This window comes from Mucilaginibacter sp. (assembly GCF_039207105.1).
In the GTDB taxonomy this organism is placed as follows: Bacteria; Bacteroidota; Bacteroidia; order Sphingobacteriales; family Sphingobacteriaceae; genus Mucilaginibacter.
Map to the genome: position 1 here is coordinate 67549 of NZ_JBCECK010000001.1, position 21346 is coordinate 88894.

General features: G+C 38.2%; 24 protein-coding genes. 5 read left to right on the top strand and 19 right to left on the bottom strand.

All coding sequences use genetic code 11. The features are described from left to right. Window positions 1-5: 5 nt before the first annotated feature. Window positions 6-1547 (bottom strand): L,D-transpeptidase family protein, encoded by a 1542-nt coding sequence (locus AAGC65_RS00265; RefSeq protein WP_343110388.1) that lies wholly within the window; start codon window positions 1545-1547, stop codon window positions 6-8. Window positions 1548-1796: 249 nt separating this feature from the next. Here AAGC65_RS00265 and AAGC65_RS00270 point away from each other — a divergent pair, with 249 nt between their 5' ends. Continuing rightward, window positions 1797-2318 (top strand): DinB family protein, encoded by a 522-nt coding sequence (locus AAGC65_RS00270; RefSeq protein ID WP_343110389.1) that lies wholly within the window; start codon window positions 1797-1799, stop codon window positions 2316-2318. Here AAGC65_RS00270 and AAGC65_RS00275 read toward each other — a convergent pair. The 8 genes from AAGC65_RS00275 to AAGC65_RS00310 all read right to left on the bottom strand — a co-directional run bounded on the left by AAGC65_RS00275 (window position 2315) and on the right by AAGC65_RS00310 (window position 10642). Next, complete coding sequence (locus AAGC65_RS00275; protein ID WP_343110390.1) at window positions 2315-3556, bottom strand: MFS transporter; 1242 nt, start codon at window positions 3554-3556, stop codon at window positions 2315-2317. The two genes, AAGC65_RS00270 and AAGC65_RS00275, sit on opposite strands and share 4 nt — an antisense overlap. A gap of 95 nt (window positions 3557-3651) precedes the next feature. Further along, window positions 3652-4746, bottom strand: a complete 1095-nt coding sequence (gene aroC, locus AAGC65_RS00280) for a chorismate synthase (protein WP_343110391.1) — start codon at window positions 4744-4746, stop codon at window positions 3652-3654. Window positions 4747-4806: 60 nt separating this feature from the next. Next, entirely contained in the window at window positions 4807-6114 is a 1308-nt protein-coding gene (gene aroA / locus AAGC65_RS00285) for a 3-phosphoshikimate 1-carboxyvinyltransferase (protein ID WP_343110392.1), read from the bottom strand. 7 nt (window positions 6115-6121) lie between these two features. Next, window positions 6122-7249 carry a chorismate mutase gene (locus AAGC65_RS00290; protein ID WP_343110393.1) on the bottom strand — a complete coding sequence of 376 codons (1128 nt, stop codon included), beginning with the start codon at window positions 7247-7249 and terminating at the stop codon, window positions 6122-6124. A gap of 84 nt (window positions 7250-7333) precedes the next feature. Further along, the gene (locus tag AAGC65_RS00295) at window positions 7334-8236 is read right to left on the bottom strand and encodes a prephenate dehydratase (RefSeq protein WP_343110394.1); all 903 of its coding nucleotides are present in this window, start codon (window positions 8234-8236) and stop codon (window positions 7334-7336) included. Window positions 8237-8471: 235 nt separating this feature from the next. Beyond that, entirely contained in the window at window positions 8472-9371 is a 900-nt protein-coding gene (locus AAGC65_RS00300) for a sterol desaturase family protein (RefSeq protein WP_343110395.1), read from the bottom strand. Window position 9372: 1 nt separating this feature from the next. Continuing rightward, the gene (aroB, locus tag AAGC65_RS00305) at window positions 9373-10431 is read right to left on the bottom strand and encodes a 3-dehydroquinate synthase (RefSeq protein ID WP_343110396.1); all 1059 of its coding nucleotides are present in this window, start codon (window positions 10429-10431) and stop codon (window positions 9373-9375) included. Between the two features lie 4 nt (window positions 10432-10435). Next, window positions 10436-10642 carry an RNA-binding S4 domain-containing protein gene (locus AAGC65_RS00310; RefSeq protein ID WP_343110397.1) on the bottom strand — a complete coding sequence of 69 codons (207 nt, stop codon included), beginning with the start codon at window positions 10640-10642 and terminating at the stop codon, window positions 10436-10438. A gap of 58 nt (window positions 10643-10700) precedes the next feature. Here AAGC65_RS00310 and AAGC65_RS00315 point away from each other — a divergent pair, with 58 nt between their 5' ends. From AAGC65_RS00315 to msrB, 3 genes are all read left to right on the top strand, one after another. Next, complete coding sequence (locus AAGC65_RS00315) at window positions 10701-11903, top strand: proline dehydrogenase family protein (RefSeq protein WP_343110398.1); 1203 nt, start codon at window positions 10701-10703, stop codon at window positions 11901-11903. A 158-nt stretch (window positions 11904-12061) separates the two neighbouring features. Next, a complete protein-coding gene (gene msrA, locus AAGC65_RS00320; protein WP_343110399.1) occupies window positions 12062-12697 on the top strand; it encodes a peptide-methionine (S)-S-oxide reductase MsrA in 636 nt (211 codons plus the stop codon). After that, window positions 12694-13212 carry a peptide-methionine (R)-S-oxide reductase MsrB gene (gene msrB, locus AAGC65_RS00325; protein ID WP_343110400.1) on the top strand — a complete coding sequence of 173 codons (519 nt, stop codon included), beginning with the start codon at window positions 12694-12696 and terminating at the stop codon, window positions 13210-13212. Before msrA ends, msrB begins: the two co-directional genes overlap by 4 nt. A gap of 93 nt (window positions 13213-13305) precedes the next feature. Here msrB and xth read toward each other — a convergent pair whose 3' ends face one another. From xth to AAGC65_RS00375, 10 genes are all read right to left on the bottom strand, one after another. Further along, complete coding sequence (gene xth / locus AAGC65_RS00330; RefSeq protein ID WP_343110401.1) at window positions 13306-14079, bottom strand: exodeoxyribonuclease III; 774 nt, start codon at window positions 14077-14079, stop codon at window positions 13306-13308. A gap of 103 nt (window positions 14080-14182) precedes the next feature. Continuing rightward, a complete protein-coding gene (locus AAGC65_RS00335) occupies window positions 14183-15256 on the bottom strand; it encodes a nitronate monooxygenase (RefSeq protein WP_343110402.1) in 1074 nt (357 codons plus the stop codon). A gap of 98 nt (window positions 15257-15354) precedes the next feature. Next, entirely contained in the window at window positions 15355-16101 is a 747-nt protein-coding gene (locus AAGC65_RS00340; RefSeq protein WP_343110403.1) for an SDR family oxidoreductase, read from the bottom strand. 22 nt (window positions 16102-16123) lie between these two features. Beyond that, a complete protein-coding gene (locus AAGC65_RS00345) occupies window positions 16124-16660 on the bottom strand; it encodes a YceI family protein (protein ID WP_343110404.1) in 537 nt (178 codons plus the stop codon). A gap of 94 nt (window positions 16661-16754) precedes the next feature. Next, the gene (locus tag AAGC65_RS00350) at window positions 16755-17333 is read right to left on the bottom strand and encodes a Crp/Fnr family transcriptional regulator (RefSeq protein WP_343110405.1); all 579 of its coding nucleotides are present in this window, start codon (window positions 17331-17333) and stop codon (window positions 16755-16757) included. Window positions 17334-17662: 329 nt separating this feature from the next. Continuing rightward, a complete protein-coding gene (locus tag AAGC65_RS00355; RefSeq protein ID WP_343110406.1) occupies window positions 17663-17842 on the bottom strand; it encodes a hypothetical protein in 180 nt (59 codons plus the stop codon). 176 nt (window positions 17843-18018) lie between these two features. Beyond that, a complete protein-coding gene (locus tag AAGC65_RS00360) occupies window positions 18019-18666 on the bottom strand; it encodes a response regulator transcription factor (protein WP_343110407.1) in 648 nt (215 codons plus the stop codon). 212 nt (window positions 18667-18878) lie between these two features. Further along, entirely contained in the window at window positions 18879-19676 is a 798-nt protein-coding gene (locus tag AAGC65_RS00365) for an ATP-binding protein (RefSeq protein ID WP_343110408.1), read from the bottom strand. After that, window positions 19657-20322: a hypothetical protein gene (locus tag AAGC65_RS00370; RefSeq protein ID WP_343110409.1), complete on the bottom strand. Its 666-nt coding sequence runs from the start codon at window positions 20320-20322 to the stop codon at window positions 19657-19659. Before AAGC65_RS00370 ends, AAGC65_RS00365 begins: the two co-directional genes overlap by 20 nt. A gap of 15 nt (window positions 20323-20337) precedes the next feature. Further along, on the bottom strand, window positions 20338-20823 hold the full coding sequence (locus AAGC65_RS00375; RefSeq protein ID WP_343110410.1) for a hypothetical protein: 486 nt from the start codon (window positions 20821-20823) through the stop codon (window positions 20338-20340). Window positions 20824-21071: 248 nt separating this feature from the next. On the opposite strand from AAGC65_RS00375, the gene AAGC65_RS00380 reads away from it, so the two are divergent. Next, window positions 21072-21335 carry a hypothetical protein gene (locus AAGC65_RS00380; RefSeq protein ID WP_343110411.1) on the top strand — a complete coding sequence of 88 codons (264 nt, stop codon included), beginning with the start codon at window positions 21072-21074 and terminating at the stop codon, window positions 21333-21335. Window positions 21336-21346 lie beyond the last annotated feature (11 nt).

Sequence of the window (21346 nt, forward strand, 5' to 3'; positions counted from 1 at the left end):
TTGTTTTATATATTGCTCATTAACAGTTTTAAATGAGCATAAAGCACAATATCTAAGCCGTATACATCTTTCCGGTATTGCAGTGTGCCGTTATCGTCGGCCCAGCAGGTTACATAGGTAATATATATAGGCGTTTTTTTAGGTAAGGCTATATTCGTGGGTTCCGGGTTATCTTCATGCATATCTTTCGATATGGTGTCAAAATTCTCTCCTTCACCAAAAAGATTCTTGGCAAGTCCTTCAGGGTCGCCCAAACGTACACAGCCATGACTTACGGCGCGCATAGAGTGCCTGAAGGCTTCTTTAGCGGGTGTATCATGTAGATAAACGCTGCTTTTGTTTTTAAACAGGAATTTGATCTTGCCTAATGAATTATCTTCACCAGGGCGCTGTTTAAAATCATAATCCAGGTTGTCTTTGGTTACCTTTGACCAATCAATCAATTCAGGATCTTCAATTTTTTTCCCGTCCTTATATACATCAATATTTTTATTTGATAAATAATAAGGGTCATCTGCAGCTTCAATAATGATCTCTTTAGTAGCTATACTCCTCGGAATATTCCACATAGGATTTACCTCCACGCTATGAATTGAGCTGCTTAACAGCGGAGTTTCACGAGGGAAGGGCTTATCATACCTATCGCTGTCTGCATAAGATATCAAACTGGCATGATAATCTTTATTACGTCCTTCACCAACGCAAACCTTCATGTTCAAAACAGATTTTCCGCTGTCAATCACATCCAATTTAAAATCAGGGATATTTACAATAACATATTTAGTTTCCTTGGGCTTATTCTTCCAACGTAGGCGTTCAAGGTTCACTAAAAAATAACGCCTGCTTTCTTCCTTTGATAAGCCATCCAAAACGGTATTGTTTAAAAATGCTTTTTGTAATGCCTTGTACTGTGGATCGGCCGGTTGAATACTATCCAGAAAAGCTTTGAAACTTTTTGCCTGGAGCGTATTGTTCATGCTTATGCTATCAGGCCTTTTAGTAGCTGAAAAATAGCGGGAATATATTTTGCGGGGATTAATAACACCATATTGCAGCGCGTTAGAATATTTTATTAAAGAACTTGCTGTCAATATTTCCAGTTGGGCCAATGTCTGATAGGCTTCCTCAACAGTTTTTATTCCATTTTTATCCTGAAGTTTTGCAGCCAGGGCTTTTATAGCTTCCGAATGGTATGGTTTTTTGTCGAGTCCATGCTCGTTTATTTTATCATAATATTCTGGCAAAGCGTCAATGTCTCCATTAAATAAATGGTTCATGACCAACATAGGCTGGTAATTATTTGAACGGAGATAAGCCTCAATTACGGCTTCGTTGGCAATTTTTGATTTTTGTGATGATATTTCTTTTTTAAGTGTAAAAGCAAGGGTATCAGGATCAATATCCTGATAAATTTTATTCTGCGTTGTTTTAAAAAGCTGGTCGGCTATTTCAGAGTGCTTTTTTTTACAGCTTTGGAAAACAAGGAGCAAGACAAAAAAGCCACACAGGGTAATAATTGAGGTCTTTTTTGTTGAGGTAGAGATCATGTCAATTGTATAGTTAAATATAGCTTTTGCTTAGCAATCAGCATACCACAAAGCAAAATGATTTTAATTAATTTTGAAAACGGACAATTTTTCACCCTGGGGCCAATTTAAATTGTTACCGCCGGGGTTAAAATACTGATCAGAATAGGGAGTTGAATAAATGTTACCTCCAATATGGGTAAATATATTCGCTATTCAGTTTGGTGTTTATAAATAAACGATGCTCAGGTTTTAATTGATAACAGAAAAATGGCAATAAGCAATAAGCCTGAAGTTTGGCTTCGCGGACCTCTAAGTAATATACCAGCATTACTACAACCTGTAGCTCATGCGCTTTTGCAAGCACGGGAGGAGTTGAATGAACTGATGAATGATTTTCCTGAAGCTTTGTTATGGAATAAAGTTGCCGGCATGGCGTCTCCAGGTTTTCATTTACAGCATATGGTAGGTGTGCTTAACCGACTTTTCACTTATGCAAATGAAGAAGGGCTTACTGATTACCAACTGGAGTATTTAAGCAAAGAGGGGACACCATCAGAAAGTATAGGTCTTGTTGATCTTGTGCAACGGTTTAACTTACAAATTGATAGTGCACTACAGCAATTAACTGAAATTGATGAAAAAATACTGACAAACCCGCGTGAAGTTGGCAGAGCTAAACTACCATCAACAGTATTAGGACTGTATGTTCACTCAGCCGAACATACCATGCGTCATCTGGGGCAGCTTCTGGTTACAGTTAAGGTTTTGAAAGCGCAAAATGCAAGTTAAATTGCTTTCTCCGTAATTATATTAATCTGTCTGTTTGTTCGTGTAAACTTTTTCAGGATCAGGTATCCTGCCGAAGAAAATAAACAAACTGAAGTTAATACCCACCAAAGCATATTAAAGCCGCCGTACGCTATGATCTGACCACCTGCCGCAGGAGCTATTATTTGCGCAGCCGACCATGACATGCTGTATAATGCCGCATACTCACCACGATTATTATTGTTTGTCCGCACTATCCAGTAGGAGTTCATAAACGGCATGCTTAATATTTCGCCAAGTGTAATCAAAGCCACGACGATTATGGCTGCCCATGCGGTATGCGGTAATATATTTAAAAACGCGAAACTGCTTGCTGCCACAATAATGCCAATGCTGATATATGTAAGCGGATTTCTCCGGCCCTCTAAATGATGAATCAGGATCATCTCGATCAATACGATCAATATACCGTTCAGGGCTAATAGAAAACCAATAAAGCGTTCATTAAAATGCCATTGTACCTTGTAAAAAACAGGCTGCATTATAAAGAACTGGAAAAAACAGGTGCCAAACAGTGTACTCAAGAAGATGAATATTAAATAGGGGCCATCTTTATATGCAGATGCAGATTTGATAATATTTTCACCGGTGTTTCTGACTGCTTTAATAATTTTTGAACGTGGCATCAGCCTCAATAATAAAAGGGCCGCAAAAATATTGGTACACCCATCAACCCAAAAAAGCAGGTGGTAATTGATAGATGCCAGTAGGCCTCCTAAGCCTCCGCCAAACGCCCAACCAAGGTTTGTTGCCAATCGGTTTAAAGAGTAGGAGCGTGTTTTATTTTCATCATTACTATAATGAGCTATAGCAGTTGAGTTGGCTGGCCGGAAAGATTCGTTACAGATACTCAATATGAATGTACCGATACTTACACTTAGAAAAGTATGCTGGTAACCCAATACAAGGAATAATATCCCACCGATGAGCAGTGCACCAACCTGGATATCATAAAAGCCGATTTTATCGGTCAGTTTACCTCCAATAAAGCCACCTGATATAGCTCCTATACCGAAGAACGCCATCACCCATCCCGATTGCATAATGGTAAAATGCAACTGCTGAATAGTATAAATGCTCATGAAGGGCACAACCATAGTGCCGCTCCTGTTGATGAACATGACCAGGCTCAGATACCAGCTGTTTTGCGAAAGTCCGCTATAGGCTTTTTTATATAATTGGATGATAGAGGTTAACATGGCTTTACAAAGATACTTATATGCCGAATGCTTAAAGCGAAAAGCCCAAAGCTTTTTGTTGCTTTGGGCTTTTGTTAATTTTCATTTACTCAGGACTAGCTTAAAATCGAGTTCCTGTTTCTCAACCAATGATCTGCTAAAACCAAAGCAGCCATTGATTCAACGATAGGTACCGCACGTGGTACTACACAAGGATCATGACGGCCTTTGCCTGATATTTCGGCCTCATTACCCTGGCTATCAATAGTTACCTGGTTTTTCATGATGGTAGCAACCGGTTTAAACGCTACTTTAAATTCAATAGGCATACCATTGCTAATACCGCCCTGGATGCCACCCGAAAAATTGGTAACGGTGCTTATTTCGCCTAAGTGTGATTTTACAAAGATGTCATTATGCTCAGATCCCCGCATTTCGCTGCCTGCAAAGCCTGATCCAAATTCAAAGCCATGTACCGCGTTAATGCTCAGCATAGCTTTACCCAGATCGGCATGTAATTTATCAAATACAGGATCACCCAAACCTACCGGGCAATTTTTGATGTAGCAACTAATTTTGCCACCAACAGTATCTCCGTCTTTACGAACACTATCAATGAAAGTTATCATCTCTTCGGCAGTAGCCGGGTCGGCGCAGCGTACGATATTTTTTTCGCGCTCATCAATAAAATCCTGAACGTTTTCAATATTTACATTTGGCGCGTTAATAGTTCCTACGCTGCTTACATGTGCTGCGATTTCGATTCCCTGTGACTTAAGCAGAAGTTTGGCTAATGCTCCGGCAGCAACACGAGCCGCAGTTTCACGGGCTGAAGAGCGGCCGCCGCCACGGTGATCACGAATGCCATATTTGGCCTGATATGTATAATCGGCATGTGAGGGACGGAATACATCTACATTATGGCTGTAATCCTTTGAACGCTGGTCTTCATTAGGAATCAGCATAGCGATAGGGGTACCTGTAGTTTTACCTTCAAATACGCCTGATAATATTTTTACTGTGTCGCTTTCTTTACGTTGTGTGGTTATTTTCGACTGACCTGGTTTACGTTTATCCAGTTCGCCCTGTATATAATCCAGATCAACATTTAATTGCGCCGGGCAACCGTCAATAATTACACCTATAGCTTCACCATGCGATTCGCCAAAGGTGGTTATTCTGAATATTTGTCCGAATGAATTGCCTGCCATTGTTTTAGATATAATTTATTAAAAAAGCGTAATTGCGCGGTGATTTCGTTTTTATGTGCTTTACGCCTCTATTTCCTTTACTTCAAAGCCAATCTTCTCCAGATCCGTCCAAAATGCCGGGTATGATTTGTCAACTACCGGACCGTTTTCAAACTCCAGTTCAGGAATAATTAAAGCGAGTGGTGCAAATGCCATAGCCATACGGTGATCATGATAGGTATTAATGAACATGCGCTCAGGAATAAATTTTTCGCTGCAATCCAATTGATATACCTCATCTGTTTCAATCAATTTCACGCCCATTTTAGCTAATTCGGTTTGCAATGCTAAAATACGATCTGTTTCCTTGATCTTTAAAGTTTCCAAGCCAGTGAAGGTAGCTTCGTGATTTAAAGCCGCACACATCACTACAATGGTTTGTGCCAGATCCGGACATTCTTTTAAATCAAATACTTTTCTGGTAATCGGTTTAGCTTCTTTTATTAGCTGCACACCTCCATTCTTAAATTGGGAGGTTATACCAAAGTTTGCCATGATCTCGGTGATCACACTATCGCCCTGAAGACTGTACTGGGTTAAGCCGGTTAAAAATATTTCAGCCTCGTCAGACAAAGCAGCTATAGAATACCAGTATGATGCCGCACTCCAATCTGGTTCAACGTGTAACTGTGTTGTTGCAAACTCCTGATTTGATATTGCAATGACGTTGTCTTGCCAGCTGTGCTGTATATTTGCAGCCTTCAGCATTGCAAGTGTCATTTCAACATAGGGGCGTGAAGTTAATTCACCCTCAATATGTAATTCCAAACCAAAAGGCAGTCGGGCAGCGATGAGTAACAAAGCGGTAATATACTGACTGCTAATGTTACCTTTAATACTGATCTTACTAGTTTGCTGCTCGAAACTGCCTTTTAGTTTAATAGGAGGGAATCCCTCCTTTTCTTCATAGTCAATATGGGCACCCAACTCTCTCAGTGCATCAACCAATATGCCTATTGGCCTTTCTTTCATCCTCTGGCTGCCGGTTAGTATTACTTCATTATCCTGTATGGCAAAATAAGCTGTTAAAAAGCGCATCGCTGTACCTGCCGGGCCTATATCTACAGTGGTGAGTGGTGAGTAGTGAGTGGTGAGTGGTTCACCACCCGCAAGAACCTCTTGATTCTTGGTTCTTGATTCTTGATTCCTTCTCAGAATACCAGCCAATAACACGGCATCCGCGGCATCAGAAATGTTTTCAACTTTCACTTTGCCACCGCTTAAGGCTTCAATAACCAATGCGCGGTTGCATTCACTTTTTGAGCCGGTAAGATTTACCGTGCCTTTTACTTGCTTATTACCTTTTTTCAGGATGATGTTTTGCATCACTATATAATTATACGTGTGTTAGTTTTTCAGCTGCTTGTCCGGCTTCACTGCTATTCATGATCTCTGTTTGTCTGCGGATAGATTCGCTGTGTAACAATTCAAGCAATTTCTCAGTGAACTCAGGGCCTAATTTTAATGCTTTTGCATAGTTAGTGCGTTTTTGCAAAATCTCGTCCCAACGGCCAACTTGTAAAATAGTAATGTTGTTGTCTTTTTTGTAAGTACCAATTTTCTCCGCTATTTGCATGCGTTCTGCAATTTTTTGGATAACCAGATCATCTATTTTATCAATTTGGTTACGTAGCTCGGCAAGCTTATCATTGATCTCAGCATTGCGGGTTTCTGGTTTTCTTAAAGCTAAGTGATCAATGATATCGGCTAAGGCAGCAGGGGTAACTTGTTGTTTTGCATCTGTCCAGGCTACGCTTGGGTCAATGTGCGACTCAATCATTAATCCTTGCATGTCAAGGTCTAAAGCTTTTTGAGAGATGTAAGCAATCAGATCACGGTTACCGGTAATGTGGCTTGGATCGTTAATGATCGGCAATTCCGGAGCAAGTGTTTTTAAATTGATAGCGATATCCCACATTGGCTCATTACGGAAAGCAGATTTTTCGTAAGATGAAAAGCCACGGTGTATGGCAGCCAGTTTGGTGATACCAGCGTTGTTAACACGCTCTAAAGCACCAACCCATAAAGAAAGGTCGGGATTTACCGGGTTTTTGATCATTACCGGAACATCAACACCTTTTAACGCATCAGCAATTTCCTGTACAGTAAAAGGGTTAGCCGTGGAACGGGCACCTATCCATAATATATCAACACCAGCTTTTAAAGCTTCTTCTACGTGTTTAGCAGTTGCTACTTCTACAGCGGTTGGCAAACCGGTTTCTTCTTTGGCACGTTTAAGCCATTCCAAACCAATGCTGCCAATGCCTTCAAACTCACCCGGACGGGTACGTGGTTTCCAGATACCTGCACGTAGGGCAGATATACGGCCGGTTTGCGCTAACAGGTGTGCTGTAGCTACTAATTGATCTTCAGTTTCGGCACTGCAAGGGCCTGCAATTACCAAAGGTTCTTTTCCAGTCTTGATCCAGGTGTGGAGCGGCTGTATGTTTAAATTCAGTTTCATTGTTTTAATTGTTAATCCGGATTTAGGCCGGTATGATTGTTATATTTTTGTTAATTGTTTAATTTAAGTAGTTTAAAATCAATGCTATATGTTTCTTCGGATGTTGATGTATTTTCTAACTCTTTCATTTTTCAGAGGCTTTGATGTTGTTGATTCATCATCGTGCCTTTCATATTCTCCGAGTATATTAAAATTATGAGTGTATTTTAGTATTTGCCTTATGGATGTATCGTACTGCTTTTGCTCTTCCCATTCAACATCTACATAAAAATTATATTCATTGCGCTTACCCAGAATAGGCATCGATTGTATCTTGCTCATATTGATGCCTTCTTCGGCAAAAATGTTCAGCACCTTGGCCAATGATCCCACTTTGTTGCTTACCTGAAAGCACAAGGAGGCTTTATTAGCATTCTTTTTTTCAACATTATCATGATGAGTGATAATCAGGAAACGGGTAAAATTCTTTTTGTTTGATTCTATCCTGCGTTCCAGTACATCAAGCCCATAAAGCTTTGCGGCCAACGCATTGGCTATGGCAACGGTATCTGTTAATTGTTCATCGCGTATACGTTTTGCACAAGCTGCGGTATCCACACTTTCAACAATTTTTAGGTTGGGATACTCGTCAAAAAAGTCAACACACTGCCTTAAAGCGATAGGGTGTGAGGTTACATACTTAATATCTTCAAATTTTACACCTGGTAATGCCATTAAATGTAATTGAATAGGTAAGTAAATTTCGCCTACAACCGGAAAACCATAATCAAGCAATAAGGTATAGTTAGGTAATATACTTCCGGCGATACTATTTTCAATGGCCATCACCACATAATCAGCCTCTTTGTTTTTGAGCGCCTCAAATGTTTGCTTGAAAGAGTTACACTCAATGGTTTGGGTGTTTTCTCCAAAATACCTTAAAGCAGCTTCTTCGTGAAAAGAAGCACGGATACCCTGTATTGCAACTCTTGGTTTTTCTATTTTCATAACCCCTGTTAAAGCAAAAAGTCCCGGCATTTTGTGCCGGGACTTTTTAAGTTCTTTATGTGTGTTTTAAGTACATATTAGTCCCGGCTCTCACTGTTAAAGTAAAAGTAGTAACCGAAGTAATATGCGCTTGTGAATTTCATTTATTTTTTATTATGTTGTAAATGTACGGTAAAAAATGATTTTGTCAATAGAAAATTTTATTTTTTGTAAAATAAGCTTACCCAACCAAATTTTATTTGCTAAATGGCTGTTTTTCGTATTCCCGCTGCAAAACCCGGGCTGTTTGTGAACTGCCATCATGGCTCCAACCCGGCGGGTTAAACATATATTTAACCTTATTTTTGATACCTGGTGCATGTTTAACATCATGTATCAGTGCTTTCCACTCATGAAACAGGATATTTACCGGCCCCATATCTTCAGGCTGAGTTGTTAAACCGTATTTAACAGGCTCGTCCAGATCTTCATCTCTAAAGGTGCCAAACATCCTATCCCAAATAATAAGTACCATACCCATATTTTTATCCAGGTAGGGAATGTTTGAAGCATGGTGAACCCTATGATGTGACGGTGTTACAAATAGCCATCCATACCATTTAGGCAAAGGTATTTTATATTGTGTATGCACCAGGTTGCCGTAAAGCTGTGTAATTAAATAAGCATACAAAATATCTAACGCGGTAAAACCCATTAAAGCCAGCGGCATATAAAACACTACCCGGTAAAACGGTTCAAATACAGTTGACCGAAACCCAGTGGTAAAGTTAAATAGCTCTGACGAATGGTGTGTTACATGCATTGCCCAAAAAAAGCGGCAATAGTGCCCTGTGTAATGAAGCACCCAGTACAAAAAATCCTGAACAATAACCAGCACAAACCAGTACAGATATATATTATGTATTTGAAATAGTCTGTATTGATAAGTGAAGCTAAGTACTACAAACGTGCTTACTTTAACCATTAAATTGGTTATTACTGCAAGCGACGTAAGGTATATATTATTAAGCGTATCGCGTGTTTGGTAGTATTTACGATTTTCCCAGTAGCTTAAACCCATTTCTACAAGGGTTAATACTACCAGTAAACCCATTAACACCAGCGCGGCCTTATTCCGCGGATCTAAATCAGACATTTTACAAATTAATGTAGTACAGTAAACTTTCACGAAGTTCGGATTCTGTACAGATATTATCAATATTGCATTGTCCTATGCGTGTCAGTAATGTGCAATTTATTTTATTGTCCTGATTCTTCTTATCTTTTTGCATAATGGCAAACAAGGTATCAAAGTTTGATTCAGATATCGTATACCTTGGATACAGATCACTGAATACTTGAGTTATTTCCTTTAAGTCCTCAGCACTTAAGCCTGTTTTTTTGTAAGCCAAATATGATTCGCAGATCATACCGATGGCTATTGCCTCGCCGTGCGATAGCGGATCTTCATCATTTATTAAAGAATTGGTTTCAACGGCGTGGCCAATGGTATGCCCAAAGTTTAATGCCTTTCTGATGCCTTTTTCAGTCGGATCTTCAATAGTGATCATGTTTTTAATCTCTACTGACCGGTATATGAGTTCAACCGATGGATCTTTTAGGTTACTTGCCTTAAGCTCATTCCAGTAAGCCGCATCGGTGATCAAACCATGTTTCAGCATTTCGGCAACGCCAGATAGTATTTGTCGTGCAGGTAGCGTTTTTAGAAAATCGTATTCAATAAATACGGCTTTAGGCTGAGTAAATGTACCTACTATGTTTTTAATACTATCAATATCAATACCTGTTTTACCACCTACAGACGCATCAACCTGAGATAAAAGGGTAGTAGGCACGTGGACAAAATCTATCCCTCTTTTAAAGGTAGATGCAGCAAAACCGCCTAAATCCGTTATAACACCACCGCCAAGGTTGATGAGTAAACTTTTACGATCGGCGCCAAAGTCGATCAGCATTTTCCATACGCCTATGCAAAAATCAATATCCTTGCTTTCTTCTCCTGCGTTTACTTCAATAAGATCATAATCTCCCAAGCCATCTATTTTGCTTTTTACAAGCGGAAGGCAGTGTACGCCGGTATGCTCATCGGTTAAAATAAAAAAACGGGAGTAGTTTCCTTTTTTAATAAAGTTAACCAGCTCATCAATGCTATTATTAAAGTAAATAGGGTAGGTATCGCTTTGGATAGTATTCATAATTTTAAACAACCATGATTTTAGTGCCTCTGAATTCAACCACATCGCCGCGTTTAACTTTCAGCCGTTTACGATAATCAACCTCGCCGTTATACATTACTTCTCCCTCACTTACAACTATTTGTGCCTCGCCACCTGTTGATACCAGGTTGGCAGCTTTTAGCAATTGTATCATCGGTATATAATCGCCTTCTAATTTAAATTCTGTCATGGAGAGGCAAAAATAAACTATTCATGGAATAATGATATATCATTTTATAATTTTGCGGATGCTTTCTAACGAAACAAACAATAACTACAAACACGAAAAGCTCTCTTTCGAAAATACAGAAATCGCTTTTCGTCATTCATCGAACACTGATCTTAACAGGGCTTATTGGCTATTCAGAATAATTAATGTTAATTTTTTAGTGAAGATCGGTCCGCCGGTAACCAACTTTGCTATTAAGATAGGTTTGCCAATAAAAAGCCTGATCAAGGCTACCATATTTAAACACTTTTGCGGTGGAGAAACCATCAACGAATGTAATAATACCATAAAAAACCTTCAAAGTGGTGGGGTAGGTACCATATTGGATTATTCCATAGAAGGTGAAGACGACGAAGCTGTTTTTGACAGCACCCGTGATGAGATTATCCGCACCATTTTACGTGCTGCCACTGATAAAGCCGTACCAATTACGGTTTTCAAAGTAACGGGAGTTGGCCGTTTTGGTTTATTAGAAAAGCTCGATGCCCGCCAAGCGCTTACTGACCAAGAAGAGCTGGAATGGCAAAGGGTGCAAAACCGGGTATTAGCCATTTGTGATAAGGCGCATGCCAACAATGTGCCCGTAATGATTGATGCGGAAGAAAGCTGGATACAGGATACCATTGACCTGCTGGCCTTAACCATGATGACCCGTTTTAATACTAAAAGGGCTATTGTATATAATACTTACCAAATGTACAGGCATGATAAACTGGCATCGTTATTAAATGATCATGAAATTGCCAATAGCGAAGGCTTTATTTTAGGAGCCAAAATTGTACGCGGAGCATATATGGAAAAGGAACGTAAGCGTGCCGAGGAAATGGGCTATTCATCTCCTATACAGCCTGATAAAAAATCTGCCGATCTTGATTACGACTCTGCACTTGATTATTGCACCAGTCATATTGATAAGATAGCCTTTATTGCAGGTACGCATAATGAGGAAAGCTGTAGGTTGCTTGCTGAGCTTTTGGATAGCAAAGGGATAGATCATAAACATCCGCATGTTTATTTTTCGCAATTATTGGGTATGAGCGATAATTTGAGCTTTAACCTGGCCAATGCACAGTATAACGTGGTTAAATATGTTCCTTACGGACCTATTAAGGCTGTTTTGCCTTATTTATTCAGGCGCGCTCAGGAAAACACAGCTATAGCCGGACAAATGAGCCGCGAGCTTAGTTTAATTGTGAAGGAGCGTAAAAGAAGAGGTAAATAATTATCTTTTTAGTTGCTGAATATGACACAAACGTCTTGGCTTTGTCATTGATAAATCACATTGTTCCATAAAGCCCGCTTTTTAAGCTTTTGAGCCGTAAAAATAAATACAAGTACTTTTTTTTTACGTTAGTTCATGAAACTAAGATTTAATAAAATATGACCAGGATAATTTGTTTTTTAACCTTCTTGATTTTTACATCACATTCCGTATTTGCCAACCACGGTAATGATTTTTCAGCACCAAAGCCAAAAGCTAAAACTGTTGATACAGCGACTTTTGCCACAGGTTGTTTTTGGTGCACCGAAGCCAAATTTCAACAGCTTAAGGGTGTTAAAAAAGTGATCTCCGGATTTAGTGGCGGCCATGTGGCTAACCCAACTTATGAGCAGGTTTGTACCGGTAAAACAGGACATGCAGAGGCTTGTAATATTATTTATGACCCTACCGTAATCTCTTATGATGAATTGCTGGAAGCTTTTTTTGTAGCGCATGACCCTACTCAATTAAACAGGCAGGGTAATGACGTTGGTACACAGTATCGTTCGGCTATTTTTTATCATAATAGCGCTCAACAACAAAAAGCCAACTACTACATTGACAGGCTTAATACCGAAAAGGCTTACAAAAGTAAAATTGTAACACAGGTAGTTCCTTATGCCGCATTTTATAAAGCGGAGGATTATCATCAGAATTATTACAGCTTAAACGGCGATCAGCCATATTGCAAATATGTGATACAGCCCGAATTGGAAAAATTTAAAAAGGTATTTAAAGACAAACTGAAGAAATGAGATCGATATTAATTTTATGCATCCTGTTTTTAGGTTCGGCTTTATGTGTAAACGCGCAGCATCTTAAAACAAAAAGCGGACACGAGAATAATCCTTATTATTCCAATACAGATACTAAGCCACTGAAAGTAAGTAATGCAGAATGGAAAAAAATACTATCTCCAGATTTGTATGCTGTAGCACGGGAACAATCGACCGAGCGGCCATTTACCGGCAAATATTGGGATAGTAATGCTAAAGGAACCTATTACTGTGCAGTTTGCGGAAATGTGCTATTTAAATCAACTGCTAAATTTGCAAGCGATTGCGGATGGCCAAGCTTTTTTGAACCTATCCGTAAAAATAGTGTGATTTATAAAACAGATAATTCTTATGATATGCACCGAACAGAGGTTATCTGTGCCCGTTGCGGTTCGCACTTAGGACATATATTTGATGATGGGCCGCCACCAACATACAAACGGTTTTGTATGAACTCTGTGTCGCTTGACTTTGAACCTGATGCATTTAAATAATTTATTGCACACTAATGGTAAAAACTTATAACAAACAAGGTCGCCGGCAATACAGGCGACCTTGTTTGTTATTTACAAAAATACTAGCTGTTTTTATACCTGCACATCTATCCAGACCGGGCCATGATCACTGGATTTTTCCCAGCCTCGCACATGCCGGTCAACTCCGGCACTAACCAGTTGATTTTGCAGATTGGGACTCAATAAAAAATGATCAATCCGCAAACCCGCGTTACGATCATAAGCTTTTCTGAAATAATCCCAGAAGGTATAGATAACATCATTCGGGTAAAGTTTTCGGATAGCGTCTGTCCAGCCCTGATCAATAAGATTTTTAAAGGCTAACCTGGTTTCTGGCCTGAACAGGGCGTCATCAAGCCAACGTTCAGGTTTATAAACATCCAGTTCTGTTGGCATAACATTATAATCGCCGCATAATACTACCGGCAAATCGTGCTGGAGCAGCCCGGCCGCATGAGTAGAGAAGCGTTCAAACCATTTCAATTTATAGTCAAACTTCGGTCCCGGGGCGGGATTTCCATTTGGGAGGTAAAGACAACCTATAACAATGCCGTTCACAAGCGCTTCAATATATCGGCTATGGCTATCATCAGGATCTCCTGGCAACCCACGGCGCAGTTCTTTAATTTCGCTGTTTCGTGATAAAATAGCTACGCCATTCCAGCTTTTCTGACCATGCCATATAGCATGATAACCGGCATCAAGTATGGCCTGTTCGGGGAATTTTTCGTCGGGAGCTTTCAATTCCTGCAGGCAAGCTACATCCGGCTTTGTTTCATCAAGCCATCTGAGTAATACCGGGAGCCGCCCGTTTATCCCATTAACATTATAGGTTGCTATTTTCATTCAAAATAAACAGTAAGGGTAAAACAAAGTTTGGTGATCATATCATTCAAACGCATTTAAATAATATGATCACCAAATATAGATTTTATTAGAGTTAAATCATTCAGGATTTAAGTATCTGCCCCGTTTCTGTTATTAACGCTTGCATTAATTCTGCCGCTTTGGTATGTTTTAATCTAACCCCATTTTGGCCTGACCAAAAGTTGATCATATCGGTTTTCCCCTGAGCTATAGCTGCTTCCCTTAACGGTCTTATTAAATGCGTTTGTAATGGAAATGGAAGCACTTCGCTTTCATATTTAATTTCATCGGATATTCGGTTACGGATCAATCTGCCCATTCTTCCTGTTAATGATTTGGAAAGTACTGTATATTTAGCTTGATCTGACAAAAGCGTTGCTTTGTGTAGTGATGTCGCACTTGATTCATCAGTAATTAAAAAAGCAGTTCCCAATTGCACAGCATCGGCGCCTAACGTTAATGCAGCAGCTATGCCTTTACCATCGGCAATACCACCTGCGGCGATAACGGGAGTTTTTATTTTGGCTTTTAGTTGTTGTATGAGCGTAAATGTACCGGTTAAGGAATCATGAGCAGGTCTCAAAAATGACGGACGATGTCCGCCTGCCTCAAATCCAGCGGCTACAATAGCGTCGACTTTTGCTTCTTCTAAAGCTAATGCTTCATCTAAAGTAGTTGCTGCACCTACTGTTTTAATTCCGAGTCTGCGGGCTTCGTTAAGTATTTCAACAGGCGGGATACCAAATATAAAACTGAACACGGCAGGCCTTATCTCAAATAAAGCTTCAACCTGTTTCAGAAATTTAGATGGGATATTCGCATCCAGATCAGGAAAAGGGATGCTTAGTTCATCAAAAAAGGGTTTAAAAAGTGCCTTTACTTTTTCATGGCTGTCGGCAGGAAAATTAGCCAGGCGGTTGTCGACATCAGAGACCCATAGATTAATATTATAAGGTTTATCTGTTAAGGTTTTTATAACATTGGCAGTTTCTAATAATTGTTCAGGGCTCAGCGTATATGCTCCAAGGCTTCCTAAGCCGCCTGCATTGGATACCGCAGCCAATAGTTGTGGTGTTGAAAACCCGCCACCCATAGGTCCCAATAATATTGGATATTTGATGCCGAAAAGCTCAGTTATTTTAGTTTGATTCCACATGGCATTGAACACTTAAATTAATTATTCATGGTTTTCTAATAATAAAGGTATGCAAAGGAATAACACTTTCCGATGCATACCTATTGATATTTATTGAATTACTCAATATGGTGACCGGCAACATGGCCGCCATCTAAATTGATAATTTCACCTGTAACAAAGTTACTACTGGCTAAATACAGAGCTAACTCAGCAACATCCTGAGTTTCGCCAACGCGGTTTAGCAAGTGAAGACCTGCAAGGCTGTCTGCATTATCTACGCCGGTTTTAGCCTGAAGCGGGGTTCTGATAATACCTGGCGCTATTGCATTTACCCGAATGTTATTTTTACCAAATTCGGTAGCTAATTGCTTGGTTAATGCATGAATACCACCTTTGCTTGAAATAGGCGCGGTAGCTGGGAAACCACCAATGGCGTGGTCAACCAATACTGTACCTATGTTAATAATAGATCCCTCACCTTGTTTAAGCATTTGTTTAATAGCCGCCTGACTGGTGAAATAAGTGCCTTTTAAATTGATATTTAAAAAGCTGTCAAGATGGGCTTCATCAACTTCCAAAAAAGGTTTGGGTGCAAATATGCCGGCATTGTTTACCAATACATCAACAGCGCCGAAGCGTGCTACAGCTAAATCAACTAATTGCTGACCTACGGTAGCTTTGCTGATATCACCAGCAATCATAGCCAAGCGGTCGTGATTTTCCAGCTCGTTAAATGTTGCTTTTAAATTATCTTCGTTAGCTGAGTTGATAACTACATTATGTCCGTGTTGTAAAAATAAACCGGCGATGGCCTTGCCAATACCTGTTGATGCGCCGGTTACTATAATGGTTTGTGCTTTCATGATCTTGTTCTAAAAGTTTAAATTAATTAGAAGCTGATGCTGTGATATTTACATCCAGATCAAATTCGTTGTAAATAAGCGTGTCACCCAAATTAGTAAAGAAGTTACCTGAACAGAACTTCATATCGTACCTTGTACGGTCGATAGTGATTTTACCGGTTGCAGTGATGGTATTATCACCTGTAACTACATCGGCAGCAAAGCTTACAGGATGTGTAATACCTTTAATGGTTAAATTACCGGCAATAAGATATTTTCCGTTGCTGATTTCATCGGCACTGATGATTGTAAATACGGCTTCAGGGTGGCTTTCTGTCGCGAAGAAGTCTTCAGAAAAAAGGTGGCCGGCAAACTGTGCATTAGTATCCGGATCAGTAATATCCAGTATTTTTATTGAAGTGGTATCAATTACAAAGCTTCCGCCATCGAGTTGGCCGTCGGTTAATATCAGGCTACCTGCTTTAATGTCTATAGTGCCATTATGTGCACCAGTTACTTTTCTACCAGTCCAGTCAATATTGCTTTTAGCAGTTAAAATTTCAAATTTTTTAGTTTCCATTTCTTTATATTATCAATCGTTAATGATTTGATAGTACAAAGGACGGCAGGAAAACTCAGGTAGCTACGTGATGTACATCACATTCGTATGCTGACTATTTATGGGCGTTATATAGCCTGCTTAGGGTTTCTCTTGATACACCAAGATAAGCGGCAATCAGGTGTTTTGGAACGAGGTTATAGAGCTGTGGGTATAGTTTCAATAACTCCTCATAACGAGCCTTGGTATCATTGTTCATAAATGATAGCAGCCTTTTTTGCGAAGCTAAATATCCCCGGTTTGTGCGCCAGCGGAAAAAATGTTCGACCTGATGTAATTCACTACAAATTTTTTCCCGGTCTTCATTGGAAATGCAAAGTACCTCGGCGTCGGTGATACAGTCTATATTGATAGTAGCCCTGGTTTGATTATACAGAGCGCCATAGTCAGATGTCCACCAGGTTGGCATAGCAAACTGCAGGATATACATTTTGATCTCATCATTGATAAAGAAAGCTTTAAGGCAACCTGAAAGCACAAAGTATTCATGATCTACTTTGTCTCCCTCAGTAATAACAATCTGGCCTTTTTTATAAATCCGGGGTTTGAAATATGAAAACAGATAATCAAATTGTTCATCAGTTAAAGATGCCATTTTGCTAATATGCTGTTTCAGTATTTCTTTCGCTTCCATGCTTAAGTAACAAATAAAAGAAACAAATTTAATAAACACCCCTCAACTAAGATGAGTGTTTATTAAAGCTTCTTTATTTTTTGTCACCCTTTCAAACTGGAATAACAATTAAATTAAAAGTATATTAAGATCAAAAAAATGAAGTAAGAAATGAAATGTTATTGTATTCATTTTAAAATCATGATCATGTAATATACTTACTGATGTATTTAATCAAGGAGTTACTTACTTTAGCTTATATTTTGCTTTATGGCCAACAACACGTCTCAACATATTATAGGTCCATCTACAAGCTTATTGGGCTTTTGCCTTGTTGTTATAACATCATTTCATTTAACAAACAAATCTGACTCAAGCCTGATAGATGAATTTACTTCGGGAATAGCCATGATGCTCATACTTTCCTGTTTTTTTTCTTTTATTGCCATCAGGACGAATGATAAGAAGAAAATGTTCAGATTGGAGGCAATCGCAGAATATATTTTTCTGATAGCCTTAATAGGTATCATGCTGATTATTTTGCTTTTAGTATTTAAGTTTATACGATAGCATGCAGTAAGAAAAAGTGCTACGATTTGTGAGATAGCCTCTTTTGCAGTGGGTGACCGGTAGCTAAATTATTCCGCTGAAATCAGGCTTGAGCTATCAGAAACAATAATAAACTATATAGAGAGAGACTTGCATTTTAAATCACTCCATTTTTAACGGCAAACATTACGAGACCAGCAGTATTACGAACACCAACTTTTTCAATAATACGTTGCCTAATGCCTTCAACGGATCGAGGGCTTAAGAAAAGTGCCTCGGCAATTTCTGAGGCCGTTCTTTCATTACAGATCATTTTTAGCACGTCAAGCTCACGTTCAGAAAATTCTATATTTTGATTGAATGAAGGCTTAATATTGTTTTTAAGAATGAGTTTCTTTAAAAGGGCTTTATTTACAATATCATTAAAATAGTATCCGCACTCATAAACCGAATATATGGCCTTCCTGATGTCTCCCGGATCGGCATTTTTTAATAAATAACCATTTGCTCCTATCTCCATCAGGTGTATAATGAATTTGGTTTCATCATACATGGTAACAATCAGTATTTTAATGTCTTCAAACCTTTTTTTTATTAATTTTGTGGCTTCCATGCCATCCAGAATGGGCATTTTTAGATCCATTAAAATAACATCCGGATGTATAGTTTCAATTTGTTCAAGTAGATCCTCACCATTCTCGGCTTCAAGTACTACTTCAAGGTTTTTATCCCTATTAAGGCCTACCTTTAAACCATCTCTAAATATAGAGTAATCATCGGCTATGGCTACCTTTATTTTTTGCATTATTATTTAGGTTGAAGCCCTAAAAATAATTAAACTTTAGTTAAAAATAAATAACAGGCAACAAAAAATAAGAATTGAATAAAACAACGAATTTTAATAAAAAAATAGGCTAATATAGCGGTTTAATTAGGTGATTAACAATGTATTAATGTGTTGTTTTAATGGATTTTGTTAATTAATAGTTTATATTGCTTGAAAATTGAAAATGATATTTAAAATATTGGCACTGATATATTTATTGAAAAATCATCAGTTTGTTGAGCGAGTTTGAGCTCGGCTTTTAATAGTATTATTCTATTCTGAATATTCTTTAAACCCAAACCATCTCTTTTAAATCGAAGTTCTTCAAATTGAGCCTGGGTAAGACCATTGCCATTATGATTAATGGTTAAATCCAAATAGTTATTTTGATAGATTGACGATATCATAATCTTATTTGGCCGGGCATGTTTAATTATATTATTGATAAATTCCTGTACAATGCGATATATACTTATATCATTTTGAGCAGCCCGGGTAGGGTACCTGTTATCAAGATTTACATTAATTTCAATAAGGCTTTCATGAGCAAGCTTGCCACAAAAGTGCCCTACAGCCTCATTTAAACCAAACTCTTGTAATATACTGGAATGTAGGTTATGCGAAATACCCCTTATTTTACTTATTCCATCATCCAGTAATACACGGCCTTTTTGATAGATTGTTTGGCTTGATTCGTCACAATCCTCAATTTTAACATTGTAAAAATGTAGGCTTGCAGCTCCCAAAATTGCACCTATTTCGTCATGCAGTTCTTCTGCAATACGATGACGCTCAATTTCTTCACTTCTTATAGCTGCCTCAATTAACTGATTTTTTTGAATATCCTGTAAGGCCTGAACCTGGTTTTGATATTGGAGTTTTTTTCGCTGTGTAAATATAAATATAAGCAGTAGGCTTATGAAAAGCATAAGCATTGCTGCAATACCTACAACCAGTAAAAGTCGTATATCATTGCTCTCTTGACTCATAAAAACCTTTGGCTATAAACAGATTAAATACAATGAATGATATATTATGGACATTCCATAAAGTGACCGCGAAATTTTGCAGGTGTATAGTTAATTCATTGTATAACAAGAAAATGAAAAAGTTGAATGTAACAAATATTCCAAGGCCGGTAACAATCCAAAAATCTGAATTGAAAATATCTACCTCGGCATGGTCATTAATTTTGAATAGATAATACTGTAATGTATAAAATAATAGTAAAATAGCTTCAACAGCCAATAAGCGGCTACTCAATTTCCAGTAATCAAAGAAGTTTTCAAAAAAACAAAAATTGATAATAATAAAAGCGGCAAAGCAAAAAGGGATCGCCTTTTTAATAGTTGATAAAAAAGGTTGACGAAGTTTTATAAAAAAAATACTAAATAGGAAAAAGCGTATTACCGAATGCAGGTTATACAGATAATTGTTCGAGTTGAACGCGGTAGGTAAGTAATTTCTTAATTTCCAGGTTAAATCAATAGCCAGGTTAATAAAAAAAGCTATCCAAACATAAAAAACAACCGACTTTATCATAGCCGGCTGCTTCTTGTGAATAAGGATAGGTATAGGTATGAGTAGTGCCCAAACTTCCGACCAGTCAATAACGATCTGAAATATTCTAAACATTCGGAAATATTGAACTTATTTAATAACGGTGGCTGGAGGTGATGGGTTAGTATTTACCGGTGAAGCTCCTTGACTCTTAATTTCCACATCACCAACGTCAATTCTTTTATATCTTTTGATATCATAGTAAATATGCTGTCCATCGCTGATGTTGGGTATAAATGTTAGGTAGTCGGGTTTATCGCCAACAGCGTCAGGTGTATTAATCAGCAGTAACATATCAGCAGCAGAAATAATATTATTGCTCATGATAAACGGTCCGCTCAATTCCAGTGCATTGTTTTTATAGGGAGTTAAAATATCATAATTGGTACTATACTGATTTGCCGGTGTCATGAACGCATATGATACCAGTTGCATGCCTTTATTCTCGTCTGTTGTATTAGATAAATAAAATGAAAATACAAAATTGTCTATGCCCGGCGAATTGTAAATTAAAGCCTGAATAGCACTTATTTCATACTTTAACCAATAGAATTTTAGTGTTTGGATATCTTTCATAGTGATGGTTGCTTATAAAGCAAATATATAGTGTATATGCAAAAGTATTATGCGTATAAGTACGTATATTTTTTATCCCGTACTTATACTTTCTGAACAAGCCTGTTTGTATGCTAAATGCTTGCTTTAGAAATTATTGATGCGTGTTTTGCTTATAAAAAGCATGGGCTTAATTCTGGCATGAAATTATATGCTTTTTATTTGATTGCATTATTACATATTTTTTATTACTCCATATCCTCCAAGCTATGAACGAATTAGAAAATTGGTTAGTTAGATTTCTCAGGGCTAAAAATCATCAGGGAATTAAATGCAGAATTATTCCCTATAAAAGCGGGAAAATAGTAAAGTATATGTTTCAGGTTAATGAAGATCTTAGGAACATTGAAAACTATTTAACCCCAGAGGAATTAGCCCATTATAAATCATTAATTAAAAAAGGAGTTTCAGTCTCGGCCTGCTGGTTTTTTTACGGTTTCGTAGATATTGCCGCCCTTACAATGGGGTTTTAAATAATCAAATG